This window comes from Pseudomonas sp. AC229, assembly GCF_979254655.1.
Window position 1 is genome coordinate 96,467 of record NZ_CEEDHK010000008.1, and the last position, 26,887, is coordinate 123,353.

Genomic DNA, 26,887 nt, shown 5'->3' on the forward strand with positions numbered 1-26,887 from the left:
ATGAGCAGCACTGTTCCACACCTTATCAACGGCGCGCTTGTGCCCGGCACCGGCCGCACCGCGGACGTTTACAACCCGTCTACCGGCGCAGTGATTCGCCAGGTGGCGCTGGCCGACCGCGCCATCTTGCAACAGGCCATCGACGTCGCCAAAGCGGCCTTCCCGGCCTGGCGCAACACGCCACCTGCCAAACGCGCGCAGGTGATGTTTCGCTTCAAACAATTGCTGGAACAGCACGAAGCGACCATCGCCCAGATGATCAGCGAAGAGCACGGCAAAACCCTGGAAGACGCGGCGGGCGAACTGAAACGCGGCATCGAAAACGTCGAATTCGCCTGTGGCGCGCCGCAGTTGCTCAAGGGTGACTACAGCCGCAATGTCGGTCCGCATATCGACGCCTGGACCGACCTGCAACCGGTAGGCGTGGTGGCCGGCATCACACCGTTCAACTTCCCGGCCATGGTGCCGCTGTGGATGTACCCGATCGCCATTGTTTGCGGCAATTGCTTCATTCTCAAACCGTCGGAACGCGACCCCAGCTCGACCCTGTATATCGCCGAACTGCTTATCGAAGCCGGGCTGCCCAAAGGCGTAATGAGCGTGGTGCACGGCGACAAGGAAGCCGTTGACGGCCTGATTGAGTCGCCGGATGTGAAAGCCCTGAGCTTTGTCGGCTCTACGCCAATTGCCGAATACATCTACAGCGAAGGCACCAAGCGCGGCAAACGCGTGCAGGCCCTTGGCGGGGCGAAAAACCACGCCGTGCTGATGCCCGACGCCGACCTGGATAACGCCGTCGGCGCACTGATGGGCGCGGCCTACGGCTCCTGCGGCGAACGCTGCATGGCGTTGTCGGTGGCGGTGTGCGTGGGCGAGCAGATTGCCGATGCCCTGATCGCCAAACTGGTGCCGCAAGTGCGTGCCTTGAAGATCGGTGCCGGCACGAGCTGCGGCCTGGACATGGGCCCACTGGTTACCGGCGCCGCGCGCGACAAGGTCAAAGGCTACATCGATGCCGGCGTTGCCCAGGGTGCAGAACTGGTGGTGGACGGCCGCGACTTGCAGGTGGCCGGCAATGAAAACGGCTTCTTCGTCGGCGGCACCTTGTTTGACCGCGTGACCCGCGACATGAGCATCTACACCGACGAAATCTTCGGCCCGGTGCTGTGCGTGGTGAGGGTCGGCAGCCTGGAGGAGGCCATGCAACTGATCAACGATCACGAGTATGGCAACGGCACCTGCATCTTTACCCGCGACGGGGAAGCCGCGCGGCTGTTCTGCGATGAAATCGAGGTGGGCATGGTCGGCGTCAACGTGCCGCTGCCGGTGCCCGTGAGCTACCACAGCTTCGGCGGCTGGAAGCGCTCGCTATTCGGCGACCTGCATGCGTATGGTCCTGACGGTGTGAGGTTCTACACCCGCAAGAAAGCCATCACCCAGCGCTGGCCGCGCCGTGCCAGTCACGAAGCGGCGCAGTTCGCTTTCCCAAGCAACAGCTAAGTCGGCCAATTCTCAAGCGAGGGCACCATGAACAACGCACAACAGTTTTACATCGACGGCCAGTGGGTTGCCGCTGAATCCGGCCAGACGCTCGACGTCATCAATCCGGCCACCGAACAGGCCTTTATCAAGATTGCCGTGGGCAACGCCGCCGACGTCGACAAGGCCGTGAACGCCGCTGCCAAAGCCTTTCCAGCGTTTTCGAACACCAGCGTCGAACAGCGCCTGGCACTGCTGAAAGAGATTTTGCGCGTCTACAACCTGCGCTACGAAGACTTGGTCACCGCCGTCAGCCAAGAGATGGGCGCACCGCTGCACTTTGCCCGTGACGCGCAAATCTGGAGCGGTCGCGCGCACCTGGAAAGCACCATCAGCGCATTGGAAAAATTTGAATTCAGCGAGCAGCACGGCAGCACCCGCGTAGTGCGCGAAGCTATTGGCGTGTGCGCGTTGATCACCCCGTGGAACTGGCCGCTGAACCAGATCGTCTGCAAGGTGGCGCCGGCCATTGCCGCCGGTTGCACCGTGGTGCTCAAGCCCAGTGAAATCGCGCCGTTGACCGGCATTATCTTCGCCGAAATTCTGCACCAAGCGGGCGTTCCAGCCGGCGTTTTCAACCTGGTCAACGGCAACGGCCCGGATGTTGGCGCGCCGCTGACGGCGCACCCGAAAGTGGACATGGTGTCGTTCACCGGCTCAACCCGCGCCGGCATTCTGGTGGCCAAAGCCGCCGCCGATACGGTGAAACGCGTCGCGCAAGAACTGGGCGGCAAATCGGCCAATATCGTGCTCGCCGATGCTGATCTGGACGTGGCCGTGAGCAAAGGCGTGCAAGGCTGCTTCTCCAACTCAGGCCAGAGCTGCGACGCACCGACCCGCATGTTGGTGCCCGCCGCCCACCACGCCCGCGCCCTGGAAATTGCCAAAGCCACCGCTGAAGCCATGGTTACCGGCAGCCCGAACGAGGAAACCACCACCCTCGGCCCGGTGATCAGCGAAGCGCAATTCAACAAGATTCAGGGCCTGATTTCTGCAGGCATAGAGGAGGGCGCCACCCTGGTAACCGGCGGCCTGGGCCGACCCGAAGGCCTGAGCAGTGGTTACTACGTGCGGCCAACCGTATTCGGCAACGTCACACCGCAGATGACCATCTCACGCGAAGAAATCTTCGGCCCGGTGCTGTCGATCCTTCCGTACGAAACCGAAGAGCAGGCCATTGAAATGGCCAACGACACCGTTTACGGGCTGGCCGCTTATATCCAATCCGGCGACATCGAACATGCCCGCAAGGTAGCGGGGCGCATGCGCGCTGGTTCCGTGTACCTCAACTACCCGGACTGGGACACCTTCGCCCCGTTCGGCGGCTACAAACAATCCGGCAACGGGCGTGAATATGCCAGCTGGGGCATTCACGACTTTCTGGAAATCAAAGGCGTGGTTGGCTGGGGTAACTGAGCAATGAATGCGTTCGGCCTGGGTTGTTGACGGGCCGAACGCATTTTTTTTGGGGGTGGCGAAAACCGTTAAGGCCGAGGCCCGTAGTTACGCTTTGAACCGTCCAACCAAGCCTTGTAGTTGCTCTGAAAGCCCGGCCAATTCTTGCGAGTCGCTGTGCGCAGACTGCGCCAGCTTCTCTACCAGCAACGCGTCATGCTGGATTTGTGCGATGTGTTGGTTGATGTCTTCGGCGACGTGGTGCTGCTCTTCGGCGGCTGTGGCGATTTGGGTGTTCTGGTCACGTATGTGGTCCACCGCGCCGCGAATGTGTTCGAAGCTGACGCTGGCCTCGCCAATTCTTTCCACGCTATTGCGCGACATCTCCAAGCTGCTTTGCATTTGCTTGGTCACTTCTTGAGTGCGACGCGCCAAGCCGCCGAGCAGCGTGTCGATCTCGCCGGTAGACACCGCAGTGCGCTGCGCCAGAGCGCGTACTTCATCGGCAACCACTGCAAAGCCTCAACCTTGTTCGCCGGCGCGTGCGGCCTCGATGGCAGCGTTCAGCGCCAGTAGATTGGTTTGCTCGGCAATGGAGCGAATGGTGTCGAGAATTTTGTTGATGTTGTGGCTGTCCTGCTCCAGCTCTTTCAGCGAGTCAGCCGACTGCCTGAGGTTTTCGCTTAGACGCTGAACACTTTGTGTAGCGCCTTCAATCTGTGTTTGTCCGGTGTGCACTTGGCGCTGACCGTCATCGGCGGAGTTGGCGGCGGCGCTGCACGAGCGAGCGACTTCGTTGGCGGTGGCGACCATTTCATTGAACGCGGTGGAAACCATCTCGACAGCACTTCGCTGGCGCTCGGCAACATCGTTCATTTCTTGCGCCACCCGCGTAGATCCGTCAGAGGTGTGACGCAACGCGGTGGAGGCCTCGATAATCCGTTGCACCAGTTGGCGGATGGCACCGAGGAACTGATTGAACCACCTCGCCAGCGACGCCGTCTCGTCGTTGCCAGTTACCGCCAGGTTGCGCGTGAGATCGCCGTCACCTTGGGCGATATCTTGCAGCCCGCTTGCCACCCCATGAATCGGGTTGACGATCACGTTGGCGAACACCGCGCCCAGCAACGCGAACACGGTGGCCAACACCGCCACGATGATGCCGATCTGCAAGGCAAGCGCGTTGGCTTTAGCCATGACTTCGTCATTCTCGATAAGCCCGATGAAGTTCCAGCCAAGCGTAGGGGAGGGCCAGACATGAGCCATGTAGTGCTTGCCGTTGAGCTCAACCTGAACGAAGCCCTTGACCCCAGCCAGTTTCGAATAACCGTCGCCCAGGTCGGCCAAGGACTTGAAGTTATGGCTGGCATCTTTCGGATCGACCAGCACGTTGCCGCTTTCCTCGACGAGCATGAGGTAACCGGTTTCGCCAAGGCGAATCTGCTTAATGAGGTCGGTCAGTTGCTTGACCGAAACATCCAGGCCAACGACGCCCGCTAGAGCGCCTTGCTCATCGTTCACCGTGCGCACGGTGCCAATAAGCACCGCGTCGTCAGGGGCCCAGTAGTAAGCGGCGGTGCGCACCGTTTTGCCCGGATTGGCCACAGCCGTTTTGTACCAGGGACGTACGCGCGGATCGTACTTGCTCAGTGTCGTATCGGCGGGCCAGGTGGCATAGCCACCGTCGATACGCCCGTAAGAGAGATACGCCGTAGTGGGGTGCGCCTTGGCGAAGCGGCCAAACTCGACCTCCAGTTCTTTACTGGAAGGTGTCAGCGGCGTGTTGCTCGCATCGCTATCGGTGTAATTGCTCAGCTCGGTAGCCGACGCCACCAGCGGTAGCGAGGCGACATACTCGACGTTCTCACTGATGCCGCGGAAAAACATGTTCATGGCGTTGTCTATCTGGCGAATTTCGCGCCCGCTGCCTTCGATGAAATCGGCCTGCGCCTGAGAGCGCAGATTGAAAATCACCACGGCGGCCACCAACAGAATGGGGACACTGGCGATGGCGCCGAAGGCCCAAGTCAGCTTTTGCTTAATGTTCATTGCCGGTGTCCCCAAGGTAAGTGACGACCTCACGCTAGAGGCCGCTTATGCAGGCGATATTGGGCTATCGGCACATTTCTGTTGTGCTTAAGCCTGACGGTGAGCGAGCCCACCAGATTAGGCTGAGCCTGCGCCGGCAGTAGTCGTCGAAAATGAAGGGCTGGTAAAGCTTCGATGTAAATAGCGGATTTAACATAATATACATTATGCGAATATGCCTATACGGATCTGCGAACGCGACTACAGACTTTTCCAGCGCGCTCGTAGCGCTCCGAACTAAACATGCAGGTAAATCGAGAAGTAAATGGTGGAAACAGATCATTCGCACACCTGTCACTTTTTTAGTTCTAATCCTACGACTGGCAACGTTTCCGCAGATTGTCTGCTTTTCCTGGTTTGCGCCTCTGTTGATTGCCGACGGTGAGAGCTTCTGCGGGCAGACATGCCAAATTTATTGAATAAAAATGAGTGTTTTAAGTTGAGATGCGGCCCTCGTTAATCGTAACGTCAAATAGGATGGTTGCGCCGCCGCAAAGAGCTAACCCCAAGGCCCGATTTTCTTCGAAGCACGGTTAGTCTCCTGCGAATCCCCAAAAACCTTACACGTTTGTGGGAGCCCGCCTCCTGGCGCGCTAAGATAGTTTCACCACCGCGGCCCCAGGGCATCGAGGCCAAAAACGCTCGACGTAAACGTGTGAAGGTCCCGAGCCAATCATGCACCGCGCTGGGATTTGAAAGCTGCGGCTCTTCGTCTCTATGCTATGCGCCCTCCTCACTTTCCCCGACCTCCATGTAGATCCTCAGACCCAACGCATGACCATCAGCGCAGCGCGATTTACTCAAGGGTCCATCCTCAGACATCTGTTGGTAATGTCGAGCACCAGTGCGCTGGGATTGATGGCGGTTTTCTTGACCGACATTCTGACGCTTACCTATGTGTCGATGCTTCACGATCAAGCGCTTTTAGCTGCTATCGGTGTTTCAAAGCTGCTGATCTTTATCAACGTCAGCGCCACGTCTGGCATCGTTCTGGCGTCCGGCGCGCTGATGTCCCAGCGAGTGGGACACGGCGTGCTGCGCAGTCTGCCCGCGCTTACAACACACTGCGTGATCATAACCGTCACGGCGTCGGCGGCCGTCGCCTCGGTCGAGATAGCACTGCTCGCTCCGGCTATTGGCTGGAATCCTGGTGGGGATGCGTTAGGTCAGGTTGGGATAACCAGTTTCATCGTGGTGTCGATGGGAGCGTGCGTTTTCCTGACTCTTGGTCAGCTCTTCGCTCAGTTGCTCAGGGCGTTGGGATTCAGTCGCAGAGCCCTCGGCGTGGCGCTTTCTGGCGCTGCAGTGCTTGCTGTTGCTGACCCCCTATTCATCCTCTATTTACGCCTGGGCTTAATGGGCGCCGGTTTAGCTTATCTGCTAGCTGCGCTTACATCAGCGGCCGTTGGCCTTTACCTGGCGAGCCGCCATCTAGGTTTCCGTCGGACTATCAAGCGAAGGCTCTTTCTCCTGCACACACGGCAGGTGCTACGACTCGCCCTGCCAACCACGATTGGCAGTCTGGCAACCCCTGCGTCAGTAGCGATTCTGTACACCTATCTCGCTCCGTTTGGACTCTCTGCTTTAGCGGGAATGTCCGTGGTTGATCGCGTATTGCAGATTAGTTATTGCCTGTACTTTGCGTTGCCCGCAGCGTTAGCCCCGATTATTGGGCAAAATTTAGGCGCATTAAAAGATGCGCGCGCACGCGCCACCATCACGCTTGCGGCGAAGCTCGTCATTATCTATGGCCTCGGAATCTGGGTGGTCTTGGCGTTATTGAGCCCTTATCTCGTGACGTTCTTTGGCTTAGGCGATAACGGAGCATCGGTTCTGCTCAGTGCTTGTCGCTATGGGGCTGGACTCTGGATCCTGATGGGGCTGGATTTCGTGGCGCTTTCAGTGTTTATCTCGATTGGCCGCCCTTGGTGGGTCGCGTTCTACGCTTGGTTGCGCGCTACTGCCGGTACTTGGCCTTTTGTGATGATCGGCAGTGAAATGTTTGGTGCACCAGGTGCCCTGCTCGGGATGTGGTCCGGGAATGCCCTGGTTGGTGTTGCCTCGCTTACTACCGCGTTTGTGGTTGCCCGCCGCGACTTTGCAAAAATTCCGCTACCGCGCGATGCTTCTCCGCAGATCCAAGCGAGCTTGCGTTAAGTGGCTCGGTTCCTCTCCTCATTGATTACGCAAACCCATGTCATCACCAGATCAAGAAACTGATTCGCAGGACACACCACAAGTCAAAAAACGCCGGGCGCCAAAGGGCGAAATGCGCAGAACTGCGCTCCTTGATGCCGCAACAGAGGTGTTCGCTCGCGATGGCTACGTGGGGGCCTCGATGCGTGATATCGCGGACATCGCTGGAATCACTACGGTGGGTCTTCTGCATCACTTCCCAAACAAAGTGACGTTGTTACGCGCCGTCCTTGATCGACGAGACCAGCGTGTAATCGAACGATTTGGTGCGCTGGCTGATGAGCCTACATTGAAGGGTTTTTTGGCGTTTCTTATGATGGGGATGCGGTTCAGCATCGAGGATCGTAACGACTGCCAAGCCTCGATCATGATCACGACTGAAAGTCTGTCCTCAAAGCACCCGGCATGGCCTTGGTACAAAGAGAAATTTGAGCTCACTCATGTGCATGCGCGAGCACACCTGCAATCGCTTGTGCAAAAGAATGAGATCCGGTCGGACGTCGATGTCGAGTCCCTGGCCTTCGAAATTTTTTCCGTGATGGACGGATTGCAGATCCAGTGGCTTCGTAGCCCGGACACTGTAGATGTCATCAGTGTTTTCGCTCGCTACCTGCAACGACTCGAGGCCAATCTTCTGCCAGAGAAGCAGGTTCGTCCTTGAACCTGCTGCATTTCTCTATCAGTAGGCCTGCGAGGCGCTTACCTGCACTGCTTTCTGTACTGGCAGTGGAAGTGGGTTGCTGTCGCGGGTAGTCAACTGCTGAGGCAACAAGGTGGTCAGTGTCTGCTGGGCGCTCAGATTTTCAGAGTCAGTGCCGACCAAAATCTTGAACTTGCCAGCGTCAACATCCCAGCTATCAGTACTCTGCACGTAGTAAGCCAACGCACGAGAGTCGATCGGGATAGTCACTGTCTTGCTTTCGCCAGCTTGCAGATAAACCTTGGTAAAGCCCTTCAGTTCTTTCTCAGGGCGGTCAACCTTCGGCTTGACCGGCTGCACGTAGAGCTGAGCAACCTCAAACCCAGCCTTCTCACCGGTATTGGTCAGCGTGAATTTCACGTCCACCGTACTACCGGGCGCCATCACGTTGCTCGACAGCTTCAGGTCGGAGTACTTGAAGTTTGTGTACGAGAGACCGAAACCGAATGGATACAACGGTTTGGCGCCCTTCTTGTCGTACCCGCGATAACCGACATAGATGCCTTCGCTGTACTTCATCTCGGTGAGCGCATTGTCGCCGATGTACAGATCCGGATTGGAGTAAGAGGCGTATGTCGGGTTGTCTTCGAGCTTCTTGTCGATTGTGATCGGCAGCTTGCCCGACGGGTTGACCTTACCGTACAAGACTTCGGCAATCGCTTGACCACCTTGCTGGCCAGGGAACCAGGCGTGCAATGTTGCGCCTACCTTTTTGTCCCAAGGCAGCATGTCCGACGCGCCGCCACCATGTAGTACCACCACGGTTTTCGGGTTGACCTTAGCTACGTTTTTGATGAGTTCCGCCTGGAATTCCGGCAGCTCGTAGTTGCGATCGACCGATTCGCCTTCGTACTCATGGTTGGTGCCAGCAGCGATTACAACCGCATCGTATTTGGACATGTCGTCTGTAGGCGCCAGCGATGCCCAGCTCATTTGCACGCCAGCCAACCCGCCTAGCACAGTAGTAAAGTTGCCCTGCAGACGTCGGTACTCGAGTCTGACGGTGTAGTCTTTACCCGCTTTCAACTTGGCAGTTTTACCTGAGGTCGTCAGCGCGTTGATCAGGTCAAAAGAACGCTGTACACCGTCGTTCTGCGCCACGAGCTCATCGTTTACCCAAAGCTTGTACGCACCGTCGGCACGCACCTTGAACACATGCTCACCGGCGACGGTAGGTCGGATTTTCGAGGTGAAGCGTGCCGAAAAAGCGCCTGCTGCGGGATCGAACCCTGCCACTGTGGTCGTGCCTGCATTGGTAATATTGCTTTTCGCCGTCCAGTCCAAATTCACGCCAGGTTCAACACGGGTCAGCACCGGAGAGCCCGCAAGCTCGGTGTTGGAAAAGTACTCCGCCTTGACGCCGCTATTGCTAACCCCGCCCTTGCCGGTCGCAGGCTGATACCAAACGGACGTTTTCGGATTGAGGCTAAGCTCGCTCAGGAAGGTGACTTTTGAGCTGCTCGAGGCCAGTTGCTGCAAGCCACTCAGCTCCGTGACGTAGCTATTGGGCGTCGAGTTAGCGGTGCCGAATGGCGAAGCTGGCGGCTCAAAAGCAAGGTCACCGATCACAGCGATTTTGGCGTTCTTGGCGAGCGGGAGTAACGGTTTGCCTCCCGAAACTTTTTCGTTGCGTAGCAGAACGATGGACTCGCGAGCCACATTAAGCGCGGCGCGTGCGCCAAATTCCGGATGCTCCAGCTTTTGCGCAGTGTTCACTTTCTTATCGAAGCCGTAGCTCACCACACCTCTGAGATTACGACGCACCTTGTCGTCAATAACGCTTTGGTGCAGCTGTCCGCTCCATACGTACGGCATCAGCTTGGCTTCAGTGAATTGCAGCCCGGACGGCATATCGATGTCCGTGCCTGCCCAGGCACCTTTGAATGGGTCCTGGACCGAGTTGAAATCGCTCACTACGAAGCCCTGGAAGCCCCACTCCCCTTTCAACACCTCGGTGAGCAGGTGATGGTTCTCGCACGCGTAGTCGCCGTTGATCAAGTTATAGCCGCACATGATCGAAGCGATGTTCGCGTTCTTGACCAGAGACTCGAAACCCGGCATGTAAATTTCGCGGAGGGTTCGCTCGTCGGCGATGATGTTTACGTAGTGCCGATTGGCTTCCTGCTCATTGGCAATGTAATGCTTGCCGTTGGCCTGAACGCCTTGAGCCTGGATACCGTTGGTGACTGCCGGGCCGAGCACCGCGCCAAGGAAGGGGTCTTCCCCACTCACGTATTCTGCAGAACGACCGCCTAGTGGCGTGCGATACAAGTTCATGCCGGGAGATAGCATTTGCTGACCTCCGGAAATGCGCGTTTCGTAGCCCAACGCCAAGCCAAGCTCTTTAGCCCGATTGATACTCCAGGTGGCCGCCAGCGCAGACTGAGCCGGGAATTGAGCGCCAAATGTCACGCCATTGACGTGAATGCCCATTGCCGAATCATACGCGACGGTGCCCTCAATCCCCCATTTCGCCAGGCGCGGAATCATCCGGCCGTCGTCGACGCGAGTGAAATTGATCTTCTCGGACTGATTCATGTTGTCCAGGATTGCACCGACGCGTGCTTCCACTTCGTTACCCGAAACCGGTCCGGCGGCCAACGCGCAGGTGGCTTGCATCACGCCCAGTGCAAGGAGGCTGATGCCCAGTGTGTGCTTGAGATGTATCACAGATACTTTCCTTTCGTTATCGATTAGCTATTCAAGGAGGCGGCAGCCTCCTCCTCAGGGTTGCTGCGACTGTCCAGGCGCATCGCTTGTCTCGACGGGCACATCCAATAGTTCGCTCGCACCCTCGACAACGGGTTCGGCAACCCGGTCTGCACCGGAGATTTCGTCACGCTTCTTCTCGATTTGAACCCGTTGCAACTCAGTAGCCGGAGCTAATTTAGGGTCAGAAGAGTCTGCGTGTACCGGGATAACTGCAGAACTAAAGAGCGTTAGGCAGGCGACAGCCAGCAAGAGTCTATTCATCGATATAGTCTCGAATCGTTAAGTTTTAGTTGGGCAGAAAAAGGCACGAATCAACTTCGGCCGGGACGTAAGTCTGGACTCAACAGAAAAAAGTTCAACAAGAAAATGGAAAATAAAATGCGCACTGCCGCGCATTGTGCAGCTTTGCCATTTCGCCATCACACCAAGAGTCTGCCATCTATTAAATAGGCTGAAAGCAGGGTAAAGCGCTACTTTGTACGCCTTTCGGCAGTGAATATCACTGCCGAAAGGCGTTTAAGCCTGATCTATAATCGTTCTTTAAAACCTAACTGGTATTCTGTTTAGGTGGCTGGTAAGCTTTCTCCGACTTCATCCATACCTGCTTAAGTTGCACTATGTTTATCAACTAAAGTGTCGATTACTGAGCCGGTTATTTTAATGCTGCTGCTCACGCTAAATGCATGACTGTTATTTTCTTCAGCGCAGAAGTTTTACTGCGAAGGTTTTTTAAGTGCTGCAAAAATTGAGTAGCCTTCAAATTGCGGCTAACGAAGTATGCGACTGGCTAATACAGTCCGGAGAGTTAAAGCCCGGTGAATTGACGCGTGCTAAAAAAATTAACTTACCGCTGGGAGTAAATGATCCCGAGTTGCTAAACACATTGCTTCGGTTAGGTTCAGTCACCGAAGAATCGATGGTAGAGGCCTATGTGAACCTGCTTGGCGCTTCCAGGTTATCTGCAGAGCAGCCTTTGAATGCCCAAGCCACCTATACCGAGCGGTTCTGTCGTCATTTCGGACTGGTAAAGCTGGACGAAGACGACAGTGTGCTCACGGTCGCCAGCCGCGTTCCCGTGGTTGAAGCTGGCCTGAATGCGCTCACGTACGTCGCGGGCAAACCGATTTCCCTTGTGATCGCCACACCCAGAGAAATCGAGGCGCTGATTGAGCGCACCTACGGTGAAGGACGCTCGTCCATGGGGGCCTTGGTGGAAACCCTGGAGGAAACAGCTTCGTCGCTTGATGACATCGAACATCTCAAAGACCTTGCGTCCGAAGCCCCGGTAATCCGGCTGGTCAATCTGATCTTGCAGAAAGCCGTTGAGAGCCGAGCGTCGGACATACACGTCGAGCCGTTCGAAACCGAACTGAAGATTCGCTATCGCATCGACGGTCAACTGGTGGAAGGCGAAGGCCCTTCAGCCGGCTATGCCCCTGCCGTGATCTCACGCCTGAAAATCATGGCGCGACTGGATATCGCAGAGCGCCGGCTGCCTCAAGACGGCCGGATCATGCTCAAGGTCCAAGGCCGTGAACTGGATTTGCGCGTCTCAACCGTGCCCACTAGCTTTGGCGAGTCCGTGGTAATGCGTCTTCTGGACCGCGAAACGGTACGCTTCGATTTCTCCAGCTTGGGCATAGCCGGTGAAGTGCTAAGGGGAATCGAGCAGCTAATCGCTAAGCCACACGGTATGTTCCTGGTAACCGGGCCTACCGGTTCAGGCAAGACCACAACGCTGTACACGGCGCTATCAGGGCTCAATACGGCGGAGCGCAAAATCATCACCGTCGAAGACCCGGTTGAGTACCTGCTTTCAGGCATCAATCAGATTCAGGTAAAGCCAGACATCGGTTTGAATTTCAGCACGGCGCTACGCTCGATCGTTCGCCAAGACCCTGACGTGATCATGATTGGTGAGATGCGGGACCTTGAGACCTGCCGTATTGCCATTCAATCCTCGCTAACCGGCCACTTGGTGCTCTCCACCCTGCATACAAACAGCGCTGCGGCGAGCATTACCCGCCTGTTGGATATGGGCGTTGAGGGCTACCTGATCGCTTCAGCACTCCAAGGAATTCTCGCGCAACGCTTGGTGCGAAAACTGGATCCAGCTACGCGGATCATGTTTGAGGCCCCGGTTGAGCTGATCGAGCGCCATCACCTTGACCGTTACACCGACCAGCGCCCTATCCGTCTTTACCGACCCGATATCAGTGAGGCCGGCGGTGGTTATTCAGGCCGAAGCGCGATTACCGAACTGCTCATCCTTGACGATCAACTACGTGAAGCCCTGATGCGTCAGCCGGACTCCGTGGAGCTGGAGCGGCTGGCCAGACAACGGGGGTTCACTTCCCTTTATGAAGACGGGCTACGCCAAGTGGTCGCGGGCATCACTTCGCTTGAAGAAGTGTTGCGCGTTACGGGAGAGGATCAACGATGACGTCTTTCACCTATCGCGTCGTCGATGCAGAAGGGGTGAAGCAAAGCGGCACACTCGAAGCTGCAAACGCCGCAGCTGCAGCGCAGCAATTGGCCAGCCGGAATCTGTGGATTATTCACCTCGCGCCAGCCTCTGGATGGTCCAGACGAGTACGGGCTCCGAAAACGCTTAGACAGACTGACCTGATGATCATCACCCAGCAGCTAAGTACCCTGATCGGTGCTGGGCAGCCGTTGGAGAAGTCGCTTGGCATTCTTGTGCGGCAAGCCAAAGAAGGCCGTAAACGGGCTCTATTGGAGCGTGTGCACAAGAGCATTCTGGGCGGCAAAACGTTCTTCCAGGCCCTGGACGACGAGCAGCCCAATTTTTCACCGTTCTATACCAGCATGGTGCAGGCCGGCGAGTCGAGTGGCGCTCTGGATGTCACCTTGGGCCAGTTGAGCGACTATCTGGAACGCAGCGATAAGCTGCGCAACGAGGTCCTTAACGCCCTTATCTATCCGGCCTTTTTAGTTGCTGGTGTTGTAGGGGCTGTCGTACTTCTGCTGGCCTATGTGATTCCTCAGTTCGTCCCTATTTTCTCCGATCTGGGAGTCGCCCTCCCCTGGATCACAGAGGTGATCCTCGCGCTAGGACAGTTCGCAAGCGACTCCGGTTTGCTGGTTGCGATGGGGGTGGCCGCCTCGATCTGGCTGTATGCCCTGAGCTTGCGTAGCCCCGCCAGGAGACTCTCGAGAGACCGCTGGCTCCTACGTATGGCCCTGCTCGGACCGTTGATACAGCGGGTTGAAACCGCACGCCTGGCCAGAACTCTGGGAACACTCCTTTGCAACGGGGTCGCGTTGCTCCCCGCTTTGTTAATCGCCCGAAACATCAACGCCAATCAGGCCGTGCGGGTGCATATCGAAGAAGTGACCGAAGGCGTCAAAGGCGGCAGCAGCTTGGCCGACGCGTTGGCGGCAGATTCCATCGTGCCCGAGCTCGCTGTGCAAATGATCGAAGTCGGCGAGCAGTCCGGAAAGCTCGGCGTGCTGCTCATCAAGGTCGCGGACACCTTTGACATCGAAGCCAAGCGGGTCATTGATCGAATGCTTGCCGCGCTCGTCCCCGCCCTTACCGTCGTCATGGCCGTGCTTGTGGCAGTGATCATGCTCGCAATCATGCTTCCGCTGATGAGCCTCACCAGCAATATTTAGGAACTATGCCAATGTGCAACTCAGCTTCAACCCAGCGAAAACGCCAACAAGGTTTCACCCTGTTGGAGATGCTCGCCGTCATTGTTCTTCTCGGAATCGTGGCGACTATTGTGGTCAGGCAAGTGGGCGGCAATGTCGAGAAAGGGAAATACGGTGCGGGCAAGGCGCAACTGGCCAGTTTGGGGATGAAAATTGAAAGTTACGCGTTGGATATGGGCGCTCCCCCACCGAGCCTGGAGCAGCTGGTTCGCCGACCTGCCAACACTCCCCAATGGGCAGGTCCGTATGCGAAGCCTTCTGATATCAAAGACCCGTTCGGACACAGTTTCGGTTATCGCTACCCTGGCGAGCACGGCCCCTTTGATTTGACTTTTTACGGTCACGATGGCGTGCCAGGCGGCGACGGGTTCAACGCGGACCTGGGCAATTGGGACTAAGCGTGCACGCCCGCGCCCATAGTCGAGGATTCACCCTCTTCGAACTGCTCGTTGTGATCGCACTGGCTGCTTTGGCTCTGGGCATCATGGGCGTTGGCCTGAGCAAAGTGCTGACGGCGTCCGCCGATCGCAGTGCGCTAACGCAGTTGGTTACCACAATCCGTGCGGCCCGAACGCTTGCCATTACCAGCGGCAGCCCCGTTCAGGCGGTTTTCGATCTGCAGAAACGGACGATTCGGGCCGCTGGGCGTAAACCAGTTGTGTGGCCTGCCGGAATGACCATCCAGTTGACAACAGCGCGCGGGCTTGGCTCTGCTATCGAGTTTTATCCGGACGGCGCGTCTAGCGGCGGCAATGTGCTGGTCGAAAATGGTCAGAAGAGCTGGCGAATCGACGTCGGCTGGCTAACCGGTAGCACTGAGTTGAAACCTCTCAAATGAAGACGCACCGCGGTTTCACCTTGATAGAGATGCTCGCTGCCCTGGTTATTCTTGCCCTAAGCCTAAGCATTTTTATGGCCGCATTCGGGCAAAGCCTGAAGTCGCTGAAGCAGGTGCGAACGAGCGACCGCAGTTACGTCGCAGGTCTTTCGATTTTAGAGAGCGTCGAGAACGATCGCTTGGCCATCGGCCGCCAACACGGTGAGTGGGATGGCCTTCGCTGGACGCTGGACGTGAGCGCGGTTTCCCCACAGGAACCGGTCACGCTCCTGCGTCTTGACCTCACCATTTCCGATAGCGGGTCACCCGTCGAGCTCAGTACGCTCCGCGCTGTTCAAGGCCGCGTTCAATGAGGCGAGTCAAAGGTTTTACCTTGCTCGAGATGCTAGTGGTGCTCAGCCTGCTCGGCGTTCTTTTAACGCTTTTAGCAAGTGCCCTTACCAACGCGACTCGAGCCTTGGCCAGCGCTGACCGCTTCAGCGCCAGGCTCGACGAAGTGCGAGCAACCCACACATTTTTGCGTCATGCCATTGGCCAAGCGCTGCCTCTGCCGGCGGTGATCGAACCTAAAAATGCAGGGCAGATATTTCTCGGTGAAGCGCAGCGCCTGAGCGTGGTCGCTCCCCTCCCAAACTCGTTGGGAGGGGGAATTTTCAAGCAAACCGTGGAACTGGAAAACCATCGTCTCAGGGTGACTTTTTTCAACGCGGACATTGCTTCGCCGTCTAGCCATGGCGAGCCGCAAACCCTCCTGAGCAACATACGCAAGTTCAGTTTTGGCTACCGTGGCTTGTCTCCCGATCGCAAAAACACCGGATGGCTAACGCAGTGGCCATGGCCGAATCATCTTCCGCAGGCCGTGCGTATCACCATGGATCTGGACGGTTCTGTTCCGTGGACAACGCAAGAGGTTTCGCTGCGCCTGGATCTCTCGACCGATGGTAGTGGGCTATGAGCAGCCAGCGCGGAACCGCACTGTTGGTCGTGCTGTGGATGATTGTCTTGTTGAGCACGCTGCTTACGGGCCTGGCCACGACCGTACAAACCCAGTTGCGCCAATCCTTATGGCAGCGCAATGAGGCGACGGGACAGCTAGCCGCACAAGCGGGACTCGCGATTGCTGTGCAGGCACTAAGTGCCAGGAATGTGAACGCCAGATGGCCCACTGACGGTGCCCTGCACATTCACACAGTCGATACGGCGACAGTACAGGTCAGTGTTCGTAGCGAGCGCGCAAAAGTCGACCTGAACGCGGCGTCTCTTGAGGACATACAAAAGCTCATCGCAGCCAGTGGTGCCGGCGCTTTGGAAACGCAGCAACTGATCGGCGCGCTGGTGGAAAAACGCAAAAACGACACGCCATTAAAACTGCTCGAAGAGTTTCGTGAACTTCCCGGCATGTCGTATCAGCTCTACCGACGTCTGCTGCCCTCACTCACCGTCTGGTCAGGGGAAGCGAGGCCGGATCCCGCACTGGCTTCGCCCACCGTTCGGAACGCACTCGGCTTACCCCGGGTGAAAACAGCTGCCAGTAATCCGGGCGAAATCCTGACGGTTACCAGCCGCTCGACACTGCTCAACGGTCACCGCACCACATTGCGGGTGACGCTGGTTCTATCAACCCCTAAGGAGGGCGCCAAACCATACCGCGTCCTGCGTTGGCAAGAATGACTGCGAAACTATTTCTTAACCTAGCAAGCCTCAACGCTCACGCTTATCGCCTCAAACGCTCCTGGGAAAGGGGACGTCTGCGCAGCCTTCTGCTCCTGTGGCTTATTGAACTTGAAGAGCTGTTACCGGCAAACGTCAGAGCAAAGCTGCGAACCACGGTGCGTACGCAAGTGCTCAGCTGGCCGCTACCGGATGACTTTGACCCTTTGCGGCCCAGCGTACTGCTGCTACCCGTGTCACAGACGATGGCGCAACAGCTGACGTTGCCGCTGGCGGCCACACGCGATCTGGACAGCGTGTTGGGCTTTGAAATCGACAAGTACACGCCCTTTCCTGCCGATCAGGTGTATTTCACGGCGCGTATTCAACGTAAAACCGCGACCCATGCGCAGGTGCTGTTGGTTGCCGTACAGCGCGACCGCCTGAACACCATCATCGCGGCGTGTGCCGCGCACAAGGTCAAGCTGCGCCGTATCGATGCTGTCGACCGCCAGAACGAGCGTATGGGTGTTGACCTGCTCCCTGCCGATCACGCTATCGCGCGCCCGGCGCTGTCCCGAATTCATCTGTCCCTTTGGCTGACGGTGTTTGCGTTGCTCCTGGGAACCATGATTGCTGTCTTGCACAAGCACGAACGGCTTGTAGCGGATATGGAATCTCAGGTCGCGTTACAGCGGACCGAGGCCGCCGAACTTGACGACTTGCGACGGGCTTTAAACAGCACGCAAGGCGCTGCTCGTTACTTGAGCACGTTGAAAACGATGCGTCCGACGCGTAGCGCGTTGATCGCTGAGCTGTCCCACTGTCTGGATTCGGACAGCTGGATCGAGAACCTGGAAATAGCCCAAAACGACCAGGTTTCTTTTTCAGGGCTTAGCAAGAAAGCCAGCAGTCTTATTGGCCAACTCAAAGCGTGTCCGAGCCTCGAAGGAGTGCAGTTTCAGGGAGTTATCCAGCCGGAAGCGCAAAGCGGGAATGAACGCTTTTCCATTGTTTCTCGCGTGAAACAGGGTGCACTGCCATGAGTCGTTCATTGACGCGTATTGAACGCAAAATAGTCGCGCTCGCCTTGTTGGCAGCGGTACTCACAGGCATCTGGTACATCGCTGTAGAGAGTTGGTTTCTGCAACCACTGCGCGCGCTGAGCGACCAAGCAGAAACCCTGGCCGACCAGCAGCACAGGTACGCCCTCTCGATCGCTCAGAAAGATGATTTGCAAGCAGCCCTCTCGACCACGCAAGCAGACGCGTCAAGCCTCGCGAGTCTGTTTCCTGGAGAAGACCCCAACGCAGTTGCCGCAGACTTCATGCAATACGTGGTCGATCAGGTGAGCACTGTCTCCTCAGAGGGCCCAGGGTGTGAAGTAGCTCAGCGCAGCCCCATTGTCCCGGCGGCGCTGACGCCCGAGCCCTACCAACAGGTGAACGTGAGCGTAACGCTGGACTGTGGGACGCAGCCGTTGGCTAACCTGCTCCACAGTATTGAATATGGCCAACCGAGCGTATTCGTTGACTATCTCAACATACGTCGCGAGAACGCCAATTCGTCTGGGCCAGGGCCCGGCCGGCTCAAGGTCCAGCTGCTGCTCCGGGCTTATCTGCACAACGGCGCTGGCGAGGTGACAACACCATGACCTTGCGACTCAGTGTATTAGCACCCTCGGCACTCGCTGCCTTGCTGCTTGCAAATTTGATTTGGCAACTGCAAGCCACCCCACATCCTCGTTGGCAACCGATGGCGACCAAATCTCCGCTCGCGGTTTCCCGCGCACCCATCGCAATGTTGCCGGACCTATCGGAGCAGTACCGAGCCGTGTCATGGGAGCAGCCGTTGTTCAGCCCAAAGCGTCGTCCTGATCCAACGGGCGAGCCCGTTGGTGTTCCCGCCACGACTTTCTCTTTAGGCGGCGTGGTCATCACAAGCCAGGGCCAATGGGCATGGTTACGTGCAGCCGGTGGCAAGCCCATAAGAGCAAAGTTAGGCGTCACGCTGGAAGGTGGGTGGACGCTTACCCACATCACCCCAACCAGCGCCACGTTATCCCGGTCAGGTAAAGACCAAATAGTGCAGATTCCGGCAGCACGCCTTCCGTTAGCGCCCCCTGCTCCAGCCACTCCTCATACAGATGCGCGTCTTCCATGAAAAAACCATTACATGCCTTATTTACGGCCGCTTCGCTGCGAGTCCCGCTGTGCGGGCTGGCTGTAGCGATCAGCCTGCAGGGTTGTTCCATTCCCGCGCAAAAGCTTGTCGGCGATCCTTCTCTAATGAGCGAAGCGCTGTCGGGAACGGGCGATCAAAGACCCAAACTCGTAGAGGATCGGGAGCCGCAAAGCGAGCCTGCCGCGCCCCAGACAACGTCGCAATCGCCGCCCCAGAAACACATCATTACGGGGAATCAGCAGTTCATTCGCGAGCCTGCTCGCATGGCTCAGCCGGCGGTGACCGAGCAAGCAGATATTGTTTTCAACTTCACCGATCAGCCCATCGAAGCCGTGGTCAACAGCGTGCTCGGTGACTTGCTCCACGAAAACTACACAATCTCCAAGGACGTCAAAGGCTCGGTCAGTTTTTCAACGTCTAAACCCGTTAACAAACAACAGGCGCTTTCGATCCTGGAGACCCTCTTGTCCTGGACCGAAAACGCGATGATCCGGCAAGGGGATCGCTACGTCGTGCTTCCTGCGAGCCAGGCGGTGGCAGGCAAGCTTGTGCCAGAGATGGGCCTCGCGCAGCCGCCAGGCGGGCTTTCGGCGCGCCTATATCCGCTGCGCTACATCGGCGCTGCTGAGATGCAGAAGCTGCTCAAACCGTTTGTACGGGAGAGCGCCTTTCTTCTCGTAGACCCCGCGCGCAACGTGCTGAGTCTCGCCGGTACGCCAGACGAGTTGGCAAACTATCAGGAAACCATCGACACCTTTGACGTGGACTGGCTTAAAGGCATGTCGATCAGCGTTTATGGCCTGCAACGCGCGTCGGTGGCGGAGCTGATGCCACAGCTGCAAAAGATCTTCGGCCCAGACAGTGGTTCGCCACTGGGGAGCATGGTCAAGTTCATGCCCAACGAGCGCACCAATTCTGTGGTCGCCATTTCGTCCCAGCCCGGCTATTTACGTGAGGTCGGCGAGTGGATCCGCACCATTGACGAGGGCGGTGGCAACGAGCCGCAGATGTATGTCTACGACGTTAAAAACCTTAAAGCTGCTGAGCTCGCCAAGTACCTGCGGCAGGTTTATGGAACCGGGCAGATAACCGAAGACGCACCTGCGAAAGTTGCACCCGGCCTACGCACAGCCACCCTGTCGTCCCCAGGTGGCACCGCCGGCGCAAATGGTGTTCAGGAAGGGTTGGGCTTGGCCAGCACTAATGCGCCCGGGTTTGAGAGCGACGAGGCTGAGCAGGCTGATGATGTTGGGGAAGAAGCTTCCGACACGCAGGCGATTTCCGGTAACTCGGTGAAGAGTCTGGATCAAACCGTTCGAATCACTGCGCAGAAAAGCAGCAACCAACTGCTGGTTCGCACTCGGCCTGCACAATGGAAAGAAATAGAAACGGCAATCAGGCGGTTGGACAACCCGCCCCTTCAAGTACAGATAGAAACACGAATTCTCGAAGTGAGACTGACCGGGGAGTTAGACCTGGGCGTGCAGTGGTACTTGGGGCGCTTGGCAGGGAATTCGGCGAGCACGACGGTAGCAAATGCGTCCGGCAGTCAGGGCGCACTGGGCGCCGGCGGTGTCGCCTTGGGCAATAGCTCGCTGTTTTACTCCTTCGTCAGCGACAATCTTCAAGTGGCGTTGCGGGCCCTAGAAACTAGAGGCTTAACCCAGGTGCTTTCCTCCCCCTCACTCGTCGTGCTTAACAACCAGCAAGCACAAATTCAGGTTGGCGATAACATCCCGATCAGCCAAACCACTGTTAACACCACAAATTCGGATACGACACTAAGCAGTGTTGAGTACGTCCAAACCGGGGTCATTCTGGACGTTCTTCCGCGCATCAATCCGGGCGGCTTGGTGTACATGGATATACAACAGCAGGTTAGCGATGCCGATGTCAGCGCCATCACAGCTGCACAGCCTAACCCACGGATCTCGACTCGGGCGGTATCCACGCAAATTGCGGTACAAAGCGGGCAAACCATTCTTCTTGGAGGGTTGATCAAGCAAGACAATAACGAGTCTTCAAGCTCGGTGCCTGGGCTGGCAAACATCCCCGGTCTCGGATGGCTATTCGGAACGAATTCAAAAGGGCGCGACCGCACAGAGCTGATCGTGTTGATCACACCTCGCGTCGTGACCAACACGAATCAAGCCCGGCAAGTTACCGATGATTATCGAGAGCAAATGCGTTTGCTGACTGGCGAGACACCTGTCTCGGCGCTCCGTCAGGAATAGCTGTTAGGCTCGCAAGCGCCGAGCCTTTAAGCGTGCGAGAGAGCCTATTTATCGTACTGAAATTGGCACTAGTTCAGCGCTCGCAATGCTGTTGTGTTGGACCATGTAGCCTACCAACGCACCGCTTGATTCTTTGTCGATTGGCAAGTGATCCACTTTCAGAGCCCAGATCTTAAATTGGTAACGGTGTGGCTTATCACCAGCAGGTGGACACGGGCCTCCATATCCAGGGCTGCCAAAATCAGTCCTGCCTTGAACGGCTCCGAGAGGCAAATTTAAACCCGATCGGTTACCTGCGTCTGCGTGCAACACGTTTACGTCTTTAGGAATATTAACAACGGTCCAATGCCACCATCCGCTTCCAGTGGGCGCATCTGGATCAAACATGGTAATCGCGAAGCTTTTTGTCTCAGCAGGTGCGCCAGCCCACGAAAGACCTGGCGAAATGTCCTTGCCGGAACAACCTGAACCATTCTGCATATAAACATCACTTATCTGTTCTCCAGTTTCTACTTCCTCGCTCTTGAGTTTGAAATCTTGCGCAAATGACGTTAAGGAGAGGACTGACAACGCTGCAAAAACGACTGCCCGATTCATGGTGGAATACCTGCTTATAAAGTAAAGAGCACGCCTAAGCGAGCCACTCGGCGCCCGGTAGAATACGGGTGCTTGAACCATTAATCACAACTGGCGGCAACATATGTGATAAGGCGAACGGCTATTAACCGTTCGCGTTCACATTAGTTCAGGTTCTTTTGAAAAAAGTTAGTCAGTTTTTCAAAAGGAATTAAATCGGTGCGATCGTACAGATCAACGTGCCCTGCGTTAGGGATCACCACCAATTCTTTCGGCTGGCTAGCGAGCTTGAACGCATCCTCGCTAAACTCGCGAGAGTGTGCTTCTGAGCCGGTAATGAACAACATTGGGCGAGGCGAAATTGTCTCGATGTCGTTGAACGGATAAAAATTCATTTGTTTCACTTCGGCCGTAATTGGACGATTGGTGGTTTCATACAGTGAGGAGCCTTTCGGGATATACTGACCGCGCGGCGTACGGTAGAAATCGAAAAACTCTTTCTCGATTGCGCTAGCGTCGGGCCTCAATGTCTCAAGCATGCCGTCTGAATATTTTTTCTTGCCACCCAGGAATTCGACATACCTCTGTTTCGCAGTCTCCGCGATGAACTGCTTGCGCTGCTCCACAGTTTGAGAATGTTTCAGGCCGTTGCGAGTTACGCTGCCCATGTCGTACATACTTACTGTAGCAATAGCGCGCATACGCGGATCGATCTTCGCGGCGTTGATAACATAGCCACCGCTGCCACAGATTCCCAAGGCGCCGATCCTAGAGTTATTGACATAGTCACGAGTCCCTAGATAATCGACAGAGGCCATGAATACCTCTGTATATATATCGGAAGAAACCGCATTGCGGGCTCCTTCGCTTTCGCCCCAGAAAGATAGGTCTGGCGCCAAAGTAACGAAGCCTTGCTCGGCTAATTTCTGGGCATAAAGATTTGCGCTTTGCTCTTTAACAGCTCCGTTGGGATGGCCCACAACAATCGCTGGATACTTCTTTGTTTTATCCATGTTTTTCGGGAAAAAAAGATTAGCGACAATTTCCATCTGGTATTGATTCTTGAATCTTACCTTTGTAACTGACACCTCCTCGCTTTTATAGAAGTTGTCCGCGCCGTTAGACATGTCTTGTCCCATGGCAGCAAATGAACTGGCGGCCAACGCCAGCGCTAGGGCAATCTTTCTCATAGTTATCACCTATATTTTCCAATGAAATGTACGCATGTGTCGTTACGCTGCGCCTTCCGGTTCCGTCTCTTACCAGCTATCCAAAATCGCTGTCGAGGATGGAAGCTCTTTGCAGCAGCTAGAAGGAGGCGTCCGCTACCGGCCAGCCACCAGCACGCGCAATCGCCTCATTCGACGAATGTCATCATCACAGCGCCATAACGATGGGCGTTAACGCAATTCGCTGGTTTTCTTGCCTATTGCTATGAGCAGCGAAATTTCGCCTGGCCTGGAATGAACATCCCGTTACACTAAGGCTTGCTACTCAAGACCAAGGTACCGACACCAAATGCTCTCCGAAAATGAGAAACTTGCTGAGAAATTGGCGGAAATTATTGGCGCTCACGCTAAGGTCGCTTTCGGAGACGTATCAACCTCCATTGATGGGTTGACTTTTTTTCGTCGTGAAGCTGCGTCTTCGCCTGCGATGTGTATGATCGAGCCCAGCGTCGTATTGGTGGCGCGCGGGGAAAAGAGGATGTGGGTTGGGGGCGAAGACTACTCTTACAACCCGTCTCGCTTCTTACTCACATCTCTCGATGTGCCAGCTTATTCGGAAATATTGGAAGCTAGCACGGAAAACCCATGCTTAGGTTTAACCTTCAAGATTGACCTCCAAATAGTCTCCGAACTAATCGCCCAGGGGAGCTTGCCGCCTAGACGGGATCGACTCAATGGAACGGGGGTTGGTATTGGGGGCGTCACGCCAAACTTGCTGGCAGGATTTGTTCGACTTCTCGATTTGATGGAAGAACCTGACGCGATTCCCTTCCTGGCGCCTTTGATAAAACGCGAAATTCATTATCGCTTGCTGATAAGTGATCAAGCGACTTTACTACGCCAGGTCGTATCCATCGATGGGCAAGGATACCGAATAGCAAAAGCAATCGATTGGCTGAAGCTGCATTATGTCGAGCCGTTCAGTGTCGAAAAGCTTGCTGAACGTGTGCAGATGAGTCCCCCTACGTTTCATCATCACTTTCGCCGACTGACTGCGATGAGCCCTTTACAATATCAAAAGTGGTTGCGTTTGAATGAAGCGAAGCGGTTGATGCTAAATGAACATATAGATGGTGCTACTGCAGCCTTCAAAGTTGGATATGAAAGTCCGTCACAATTCAGTCGAGAATACAGCCGTTTGTTTGGAGTATCGCCGAAGCGCGACATCTCGACGCTGCGTACGACAGTACCGAAGAAAGATAAAACATCTAAAAATTAGGCGTTGCCAGGTCGGTTCCTCATCATTCGTAGCCCTTGGCCGATTTCGAATATATGTGTCCACAATCTCATTTCAGTTTATATCCGTCTTGGCTAAGTCTGTACCGGACTTCACTTTAAGGAAACTAGGTTTAAGTAAGAGGCCCACCTGTTGGCGCCTCGGAGGTTTTCTTCGACGCCAGGTATGGCCCCTTAGCTCGTGGTTAACCCGGCGAGATGGCGCGCACCGTTATCCAGATGCGCCACGACTCTAAATTTTGCGCCAACCTCTGCGTAGAATGGACCTCGAAAACCAACTCCATAATGTTACGCAGGACCGCCTCCGCCCGCCTAACTCAAATAGTGGAGTTTTTAAAAGCGAACGATCAACGAATTCCCTGTGTTCTGAGTGCAGCTGGTGTGAACTCCGATCTACTGGCCTCGAAGCCGAATGAGATGGGCTCAGAGCTGCTGTAGATCAACCCGAACACGAGGTAGCGTCCGTTGGTAAAGTCATAAATGGCTTCACCGGCATACCACGGCGTGTCGGCATAATCGTACTGAACGTGGAACCCTTCTGAAAAGCGCCACAGCTCCCCACGGCTGTCGTAATGCTCGGCTAGGGCGATTTGCCAAGTGTCTTCGTCGACGTAGAACACTCGTTTGGCGTAGATATGGCGCATACCAGGCTTCAACGTACCGACCACTTTCCAGACACGGTGCTTTTCGTAGCGGAGGTATTCTGGCTCAAGGTGGCCCTTCTTTATAAGCTTGTCTGAGGTAAGCTCACGATTAGTCAGGCGATAGTTATTATACGGAATATAAATTTCCTGTTTACCCTCTAGCTTCCAGTCGTAGCGATCAGGCGAACCGGTGTACATGTCGTAGTTGTCCGAGGTTCGCAATCCATCCGCTGCGGTGCCGGGACCGTCATAGGCGACCTGCGGAGCGCGTCGTACTCGCCGCTGCCCGGCGTTATACAGCCAAGCCAAGCGTGGTTGTTTAACTTGGTCCAAGGTTTCCTGCACCAACAGGATGTTGCCCGCTAGTCGGGCAGGCGCTGTCACAGCCTGGGTTGAGAAAATCATGATGTTGGCATCGCGCACCGGGTCGAACCCGGCTAGCTTCTCTGGCCAGGCGGCTCGGTCCTCCAACTGCACCTCACTGAACGAGCCGTTCGGCTGTGTAATCACCTGTGTATGCTTACGCAACAGGCTACCGCCTCGGTATCGCATGAAGTGGTTCCAGAGAACCTCCACCCCGCTTTGGGGATGGCTAAAGGGAACGTAACCCTCATAGTCGTCAACCCCGTTGCCACCTGATGCTAATTTTGCGGTCTTCGCATTTTTGAGCGCTGACGCGTAAACGTGTTCGGGATACCTGGCAGTGCGTCTGGTTTCATAAATGTTAAGGCGATAGCCGTCCGGATTTCGGCGCAATTGCTCGATCTGCCCTGGCGTTAGGTTATCGCTATACGTTCTGTAGTTTTTTGCGTCGATGGAAAACTTAACCCGATCGTTGGCAAAGGGATCCACAAATTGTTTAGGAATGTCGTTCCAGCTTATGCCGCGATTGAAACCACCGGTCCATTCGGGAATAGAACCATCTGCATTAGCTGAAGCTTCGGCACCTAGCGGCGTGTACTTGTCCGCTTGCGCGGTGAGCGTGAATGAGACGGTCAAGACAGCTATCAATTGTGAAAGGGCGATTGGCTTAGTCATGAGATTGACCTTCTTGCGCCAGCTTATTCTCAACCAGATCCAGGCGTTTTCGCGCTTCGCTGGAGCCCAGCCTCACCGCCTCGCTGTACCAACTGTGCGCATATTCAAGTGCCGAAATACCTTCGACTTTTTGATCAGATCGCTCTAAATGACAATTGCCCACTGCGAGAGCCAAATCTGCAGTTATCAGGCTGTTGTCCAGCTCATTAGTAACGCAGCGCTCATGCGGTGCTGCATGTGCGGCTGCGGCAAGGGAAACGGCCGACGCGGCCAGAAGATGCTTGATCATAGATAGACCTCAAAGTGATCGCCTTGAGGTTCTATAACAGAACCTCTGCGCGGCCAACTTAGGTGCTATCATGGAACCTGTCAAATCTTTCTTACGACGGCGGTAGTGCGCCGCCCCGTCCGGAGACTTCACCCATGGAAAGAGTTACCTTCGAAAACCGCAATTGTTCAATCGCCCGGTCCACAGACGTACTAGGCGACTGGTGGAACCTGCTGATTATTCGCGAGCTTATGTGGGGAACTACGAAATTCGATGACTTTCAGCGCAATCTGGAGATCTCCAAGGGCATCCTGTCCAAGCGCCTGAAGCTCCTCCAAGAGCATGAAATAATTCTCAAAACACCTTTGGGCACCGGCACCGAATATGCCCTGACCTCCAAAGGTCGGGCGCTACACGTGATCATCATCGGCATGCTTCAATGGGGAGATAGATGGAACCCGATTCCAGAAGGGCCTCCGCTCATTCCCACTAACAGGAAAACCGGCGCAGCGATTGCTCCCCTTCAGTTGACAGATATCAACGGCGAGCATGTCGAGCTCAGAAACTTAGGTCTCCAGCCGGGACCTGGCGCTGACGAGGCAACCCTTGAGCGACTAGATCTAGCCCGGAAGGCATTTCAGCAGAAGCTCGCATCACGCGAATAGCTCCTAGTACGCCGACC

Annotated in this window: 21 protein-coding genes and 2 pseudogenes; 16 read left to right on the forward strand and 7 right to left on the reverse strand. The window is 55.9% G+C overall.

The window, feature by feature from the left end; all coding sequences use genetic code 11:
- Together AC0IW7_RS12990 and AC0IW7_RS12995 are read left to right on the forward strand one after the other, a co-directional pair.
- Complete coding sequence (locus tag AC0IW7_RS12990) at positions 1-1,500, forward strand: CoA-acylating methylmalonate-semialdehyde dehydrogenase (protein ID WP_471818484.1); 1,500 nt, start codon at positions 1-3, stop codon at positions 1,498-1,500.
- Positions 1,501-1,527: 27 nt separating this feature from the next.
- Positions 1,528-2,955, forward strand: coding sequence for an aldehyde dehydrogenase family protein (locus AC0IW7_RS12995; protein ID WP_471818486.1), 1,428 nt, complete (start codon positions 1,528-1,530; stop codon positions 2,953-2,955).
- Between the two features lie 87 nt (positions 2,956-3,042).
- Here the strand turns inward: AC0IW7_RS12995 and AC0IW7_RS13000 are convergent.
- Positions 3,043-3,810, reverse strand: a pseudogene (locus tag AC0IW7_RS13000) (methyl-accepting chemotaxis protein).
- Positions 3,811-3,897: 87 nt separating this feature from the next.
- A pseudogene (locus AC0IW7_RS13005) lies at positions 3,898-4,983 on the reverse strand (cache domain-containing protein); the annotation flags it as partial.
- An 813-nt stretch (positions 4,984-5,796) separates the two neighbouring features.
- Here AC0IW7_RS13005 and AC0IW7_RS13010 point away from each other — a divergent pair.
- Positions 5,797-7,179, forward strand: coding sequence for an MATE family efflux transporter (locus AC0IW7_RS13010; RefSeq protein WP_471818488.1), 1,383 nt, complete (start codon positions 5,797-5,799; stop codon positions 7,177-7,179).
- A 37-nt stretch (positions 7,180-7,216) separates the two neighbouring features.
- Positions 7,217-7,879 (forward strand): TetR/AcrR family transcriptional regulator, encoded by a 663-nt coding sequence (locus AC0IW7_RS13015; RefSeq protein ID WP_471818489.1) that lies wholly within the window; start codon positions 7,217-7,219, stop codon positions 7,877-7,879.
- An 18-nt stretch (positions 7,880-7,897) separates the two neighbouring features.
- Here AC0IW7_RS13015 and AC0IW7_RS13020 read toward each other — a convergent pair whose 3' ends face one another.
- Positions 7,898-10,537: a beta-glucosidase gene (locus tag AC0IW7_RS13020; RefSeq protein WP_471818689.1), complete on the reverse strand. Its 2,640-nt coding sequence runs from the start codon at positions 10,535-10,537 to the stop codon at positions 7,898-7,900.
- 826 nt (positions 10,538-11,363) lie between these two features.
- Between AC0IW7_RS13020 and AC0IW7_RS13025 the strand changes: the two genes are divergently transcribed.
- The 10 genes from AC0IW7_RS13025 (at position 11,364) to gspD (ending at position 21,214) form a co-directional block, all read left to right on the forward strand.
- Positions 11,364-13,073 carry a GspE/PulE family protein gene (locus tag AC0IW7_RS13025; RefSeq protein WP_471818491.1) on the forward strand — a complete coding sequence of 570 codons (1,710 nt, stop codon included), beginning with the start codon at positions 11,364-11,366 and terminating at the stop codon, positions 13,071-13,073.
- Positions 13,070-14,269, forward strand: a complete 1,200-nt coding sequence (locus AC0IW7_RS13030) for a type II secretion system F family protein (protein ID WP_471818492.1) — start codon at positions 13,070-13,072, stop codon at positions 14,267-14,269. Before AC0IW7_RS13025 ends, AC0IW7_RS13030 begins: the two co-directional genes overlap by 4 nt.
- An 11-nt stretch (positions 14,270-14,280) precedes the next feature.
- The gene (gene gspG / locus AC0IW7_RS13035; protein ID WP_471818494.1) at positions 14,281-14,706 is read left to right on the forward strand and encodes a type II secretion system major pseudopilin GspG; all 426 of its coding nucleotides are present in this window, start codon (positions 14,281-14,283) and stop codon (positions 14,704-14,706) included.
- 2 nt (positions 14,707-14,708) lie between these two features.
- Positions 14,709-15,146 (forward strand): GspH/FimT family pseudopilin, encoded by a 438-nt coding sequence (locus AC0IW7_RS13040; RefSeq protein WP_471818496.1) that lies wholly within the window; start codon positions 14,709-14,711, stop codon positions 15,144-15,146.
- Positions 15,143-15,499, forward strand: coding sequence for a type II secretion system protein (locus tag AC0IW7_RS13045; RefSeq protein ID WP_471818498.1), 357 nt, complete (start codon positions 15,143-15,145; stop codon positions 15,497-15,499). The genes AC0IW7_RS13040 and AC0IW7_RS13045 overlap by 4 nt, the downstream gene beginning before the upstream one ends.
- Positions 15,496-16,101 carry a prepilin-type N-terminal cleavage/methylation domain-containing protein gene (locus tag AC0IW7_RS13050; protein ID WP_122496156.1) on the forward strand — a complete coding sequence of 202 codons (606 nt, stop codon included), beginning with the start codon at positions 15,496-15,498 and terminating at the stop codon, positions 16,099-16,101. Before AC0IW7_RS13045 ends, AC0IW7_RS13050 begins: the two co-directional genes overlap by 4 nt.
- Complete coding sequence (locus AC0IW7_RS13055) at positions 16,098-16,817, forward strand: type II secretion system minor pseudopilin (protein WP_471818500.1); 720 nt, start codon at positions 16,098-16,100, stop codon at positions 16,815-16,817. Before AC0IW7_RS13050 ends, AC0IW7_RS13055 begins: the two co-directional genes overlap by 4 nt.
- Positions 16,814-17,842, forward strand: a complete 1,029-nt coding sequence (locus AC0IW7_RS13060) for a PilN domain-containing protein (protein WP_471818502.1) — start codon at positions 16,814-16,816, stop codon at positions 17,840-17,842. The genes AC0IW7_RS13055 and AC0IW7_RS13060 overlap by 4 nt, the downstream gene beginning before the upstream one ends.
- On the forward strand, positions 17,839-18,450 hold the full coding sequence (gene gspM / locus AC0IW7_RS13065) for a type II secretion system protein GspM (protein ID WP_471818504.1): 612 nt from the start codon (positions 17,839-17,841) through the stop codon (positions 18,448-18,450). The genes AC0IW7_RS13060 and gspM overlap by 4 nt, the downstream gene beginning before the upstream one ends.
- Before the next feature lie 505 nt (positions 18,451-18,955).
- Complete coding sequence (gene gspD / locus AC0IW7_RS13070) at positions 18,956-21,214, forward strand: type II secretion system secretin GspD (protein ID WP_471818506.1); 2,259 nt, start codon at positions 18,956-18,958, stop codon at positions 21,212-21,214.
- A 48-nt stretch (positions 21,215-21,262) separates the two neighbouring features.
- Here gspD and AC0IW7_RS13075 read toward each other — a convergent pair whose 3' ends face one another.
- Together AC0IW7_RS13075 and AC0IW7_RS13080 are read right to left on the reverse strand one after the other, a co-directional pair.
- The gene (locus AC0IW7_RS13075) at positions 21,263-21,811 is read right to left on the reverse strand and encodes a YbhB/YbcL family Raf kinase inhibitor-like protein (protein WP_471818508.1); all 549 of its coding nucleotides are present in this window, start codon (positions 21,809-21,811) and stop codon (positions 21,263-21,265) included.
- A 143-nt stretch (positions 21,812-21,954) separates the two neighbouring features.
- Positions 21,955-22,980, reverse strand: a complete 1,026-nt coding sequence (locus AC0IW7_RS13080) for an alpha/beta hydrolase (RefSeq protein ID WP_471818510.1) — start codon at positions 22,978-22,980, stop codon at positions 21,955-21,957.
- Positions 22,981-23,308: 328 nt separating this feature from the next.
- Between AC0IW7_RS13080 and AC0IW7_RS13085 the strand changes: the two genes are divergently transcribed.
- Positions 23,309-24,238 (forward strand): AraC family transcriptional regulator, encoded by a 930-nt coding sequence (locus AC0IW7_RS13085; protein ID WP_471818512.1) that lies wholly within the window; start codon positions 23,309-23,311, stop codon positions 24,236-24,238.
- A gap of 364 nt (positions 24,239-24,602) precedes the next feature.
- Here AC0IW7_RS13085 and AC0IW7_RS13090 read toward each other — a convergent pair whose 3' ends face one another.
- Together AC0IW7_RS13090 and AC0IW7_RS13095 are read right to left on the reverse strand one after the other, a co-directional pair.
- Complete coding sequence (locus AC0IW7_RS13090; protein ID WP_471818513.1) at positions 24,603-25,937, reverse strand: DUF1329 domain-containing protein; 1,335 nt, start codon at positions 25,935-25,937, stop codon at positions 24,603-24,605.
- The gene (locus AC0IW7_RS13095) at positions 25,930-26,226 is read right to left on the reverse strand and encodes a hypothetical protein (protein WP_471818515.1); all 297 of its coding nucleotides are present in this window, start codon (positions 26,224-26,226) and stop codon (positions 25,930-25,932) included. The genes AC0IW7_RS13090 and AC0IW7_RS13095 overlap by 8 nt, the downstream gene beginning before the upstream one ends.
- A gap of 134 nt (positions 26,227-26,360) precedes the next feature.
- Here AC0IW7_RS13095 and AC0IW7_RS13100 point away from each other — a divergent pair, with 134 nt between their 5' ends.
- Positions 26,361-26,870: a winged helix-turn-helix transcriptional regulator gene (locus AC0IW7_RS13100; RefSeq protein WP_471818517.1), complete on the forward strand. Its 510-nt coding sequence runs from the start codon at positions 26,361-26,363 to the stop codon at positions 26,868-26,870.
- Positions 26,871-26,887 lie beyond the last annotated feature (17 nt).

Excerpts from the sequence above, each read along its gene's own strand:
- gspG (WP_471818494.1), top strand. The coding sequence starts at position 14,281 with ATGTGCAACTCAGCTTCAACCCAGCGAAAACGCCAACAAGGTTTCACC.
- AC0IW7_RS13060 (WP_471818502.1), top strand. The coding sequence starts at position 16,814 with ATGACTGCGAAACTATTTCTTAACCTAGCAAGCCTCAACGCTCACGCT.
- AC0IW7_RS13090 (WP_471818513.1), bottom strand. The coding sequence starts at position 25,937 with ATGACTAAGCCAATCGCCCTTTCACAATTGATAGCTGTCTTGACCGTC.
- AC0IW7_RS13015 (WP_471818489.1), top strand. The coding sequence starts at position 7,217 with ATGTCATCACCAGATCAAGAAACTGATTCGCAGGACACACCACAAGTC.
- AC0IW7_RS12990 (WP_471818484.1), top strand. The coding sequence starts at position 1 with ATGAGCAGCACTGTTCCACACCTTATCAACGGCGCGCTTGTGCCCGGC.
- AC0IW7_RS13045 (WP_471818498.1), top strand. The coding sequence starts at position 15,143 with ATGAAGACGCACCGCGGTTTCACCTTGATAGAGATGCTCGCTGCCCTG.
- AC0IW7_RS13030 (WP_471818492.1), top strand. The coding sequence starts at position 13,070 with ATGACGTCTTTCACCTATCGCGTCGTCGATGCAGAAGGGGTGAAGCAA.
- AC0IW7_RS12995 (WP_471818486.1), top strand. The coding sequence starts at position 1,528 with ATGAACAACGCACAACAGTTTTACATCGACGGCCAGTGGGTTGCCGCT.
- AC0IW7_RS13050 (WP_122496156.1), top strand. The coding sequence starts at position 15,496 with ATGAGGCGAGTCAAAGGTTTTACCTTGCTCGAGATGCTAGTGGTGCTC.
- AC0IW7_RS13095 (WP_471818515.1), bottom strand. The coding sequence starts at position 26,226 with ATGATCAAGCATCTTCTGGCCGCGTCGGCCGTTTCCCTTGCCGCAGCC.
- AC0IW7_RS13075 (WP_471818508.1), bottom strand. The coding sequence starts at position 21,811 with ATGAATCGGGCAGTCGTTTTTGCAGCGTTGTCAGTCCTCTCCTTAACG.
- AC0IW7_RS13010 (WP_471818488.1), top strand. The coding sequence starts at position 5,797 with ATGACCATCAGCGCAGCGCGATTTACTCAAGGGTCCATCCTCAGACAT.
- AC0IW7_RS13100 (WP_471818517.1), top strand. The coding sequence starts at position 26,361 with ATGGAAAGAGTTACCTTCGAAAACCGCAATTGTTCAATCGCCCGGTCC.
- AC0IW7_RS13020 (WP_471818689.1), bottom strand. The coding sequence starts at position 10,537 with ATGCAAGCCACCTGCGCGTTGGCCGCCGGACCGGTTTCGGGTAACGAA.
- AC0IW7_RS13055 (WP_471818500.1), top strand. The coding sequence starts at position 16,098 with ATGAGCAGCCAGCGCGGAACCGCACTGTTGGTCGTGCTGTGGATGATT.
- AC0IW7_RS13085 (WP_471818512.1), top strand. The coding sequence starts at position 23,309 with ATGCTCTCCGAAAATGAGAAACTTGCTGAGAAATTGGCGGAAATTATT.
- gspM (WP_471818504.1), top strand. The coding sequence starts at position 17,839 with ATGAGTCGTTCATTGACGCGTATTGAACGCAAAATAGTCGCGCTCGCC.
- gspD (WP_471818506.1), top strand. The coding sequence starts at position 18,956 with ATGAAAAAACCATTACATGCCTTATTTACGGCCGCTTCGCTGCGAGTC.
- AC0IW7_RS13080 (WP_471818510.1), bottom strand. The coding sequence starts at position 22,980 with ATGAGAAAGATTGCCCTAGCGCTGGCGTTGGCCGCCAGTTCATTTGCT.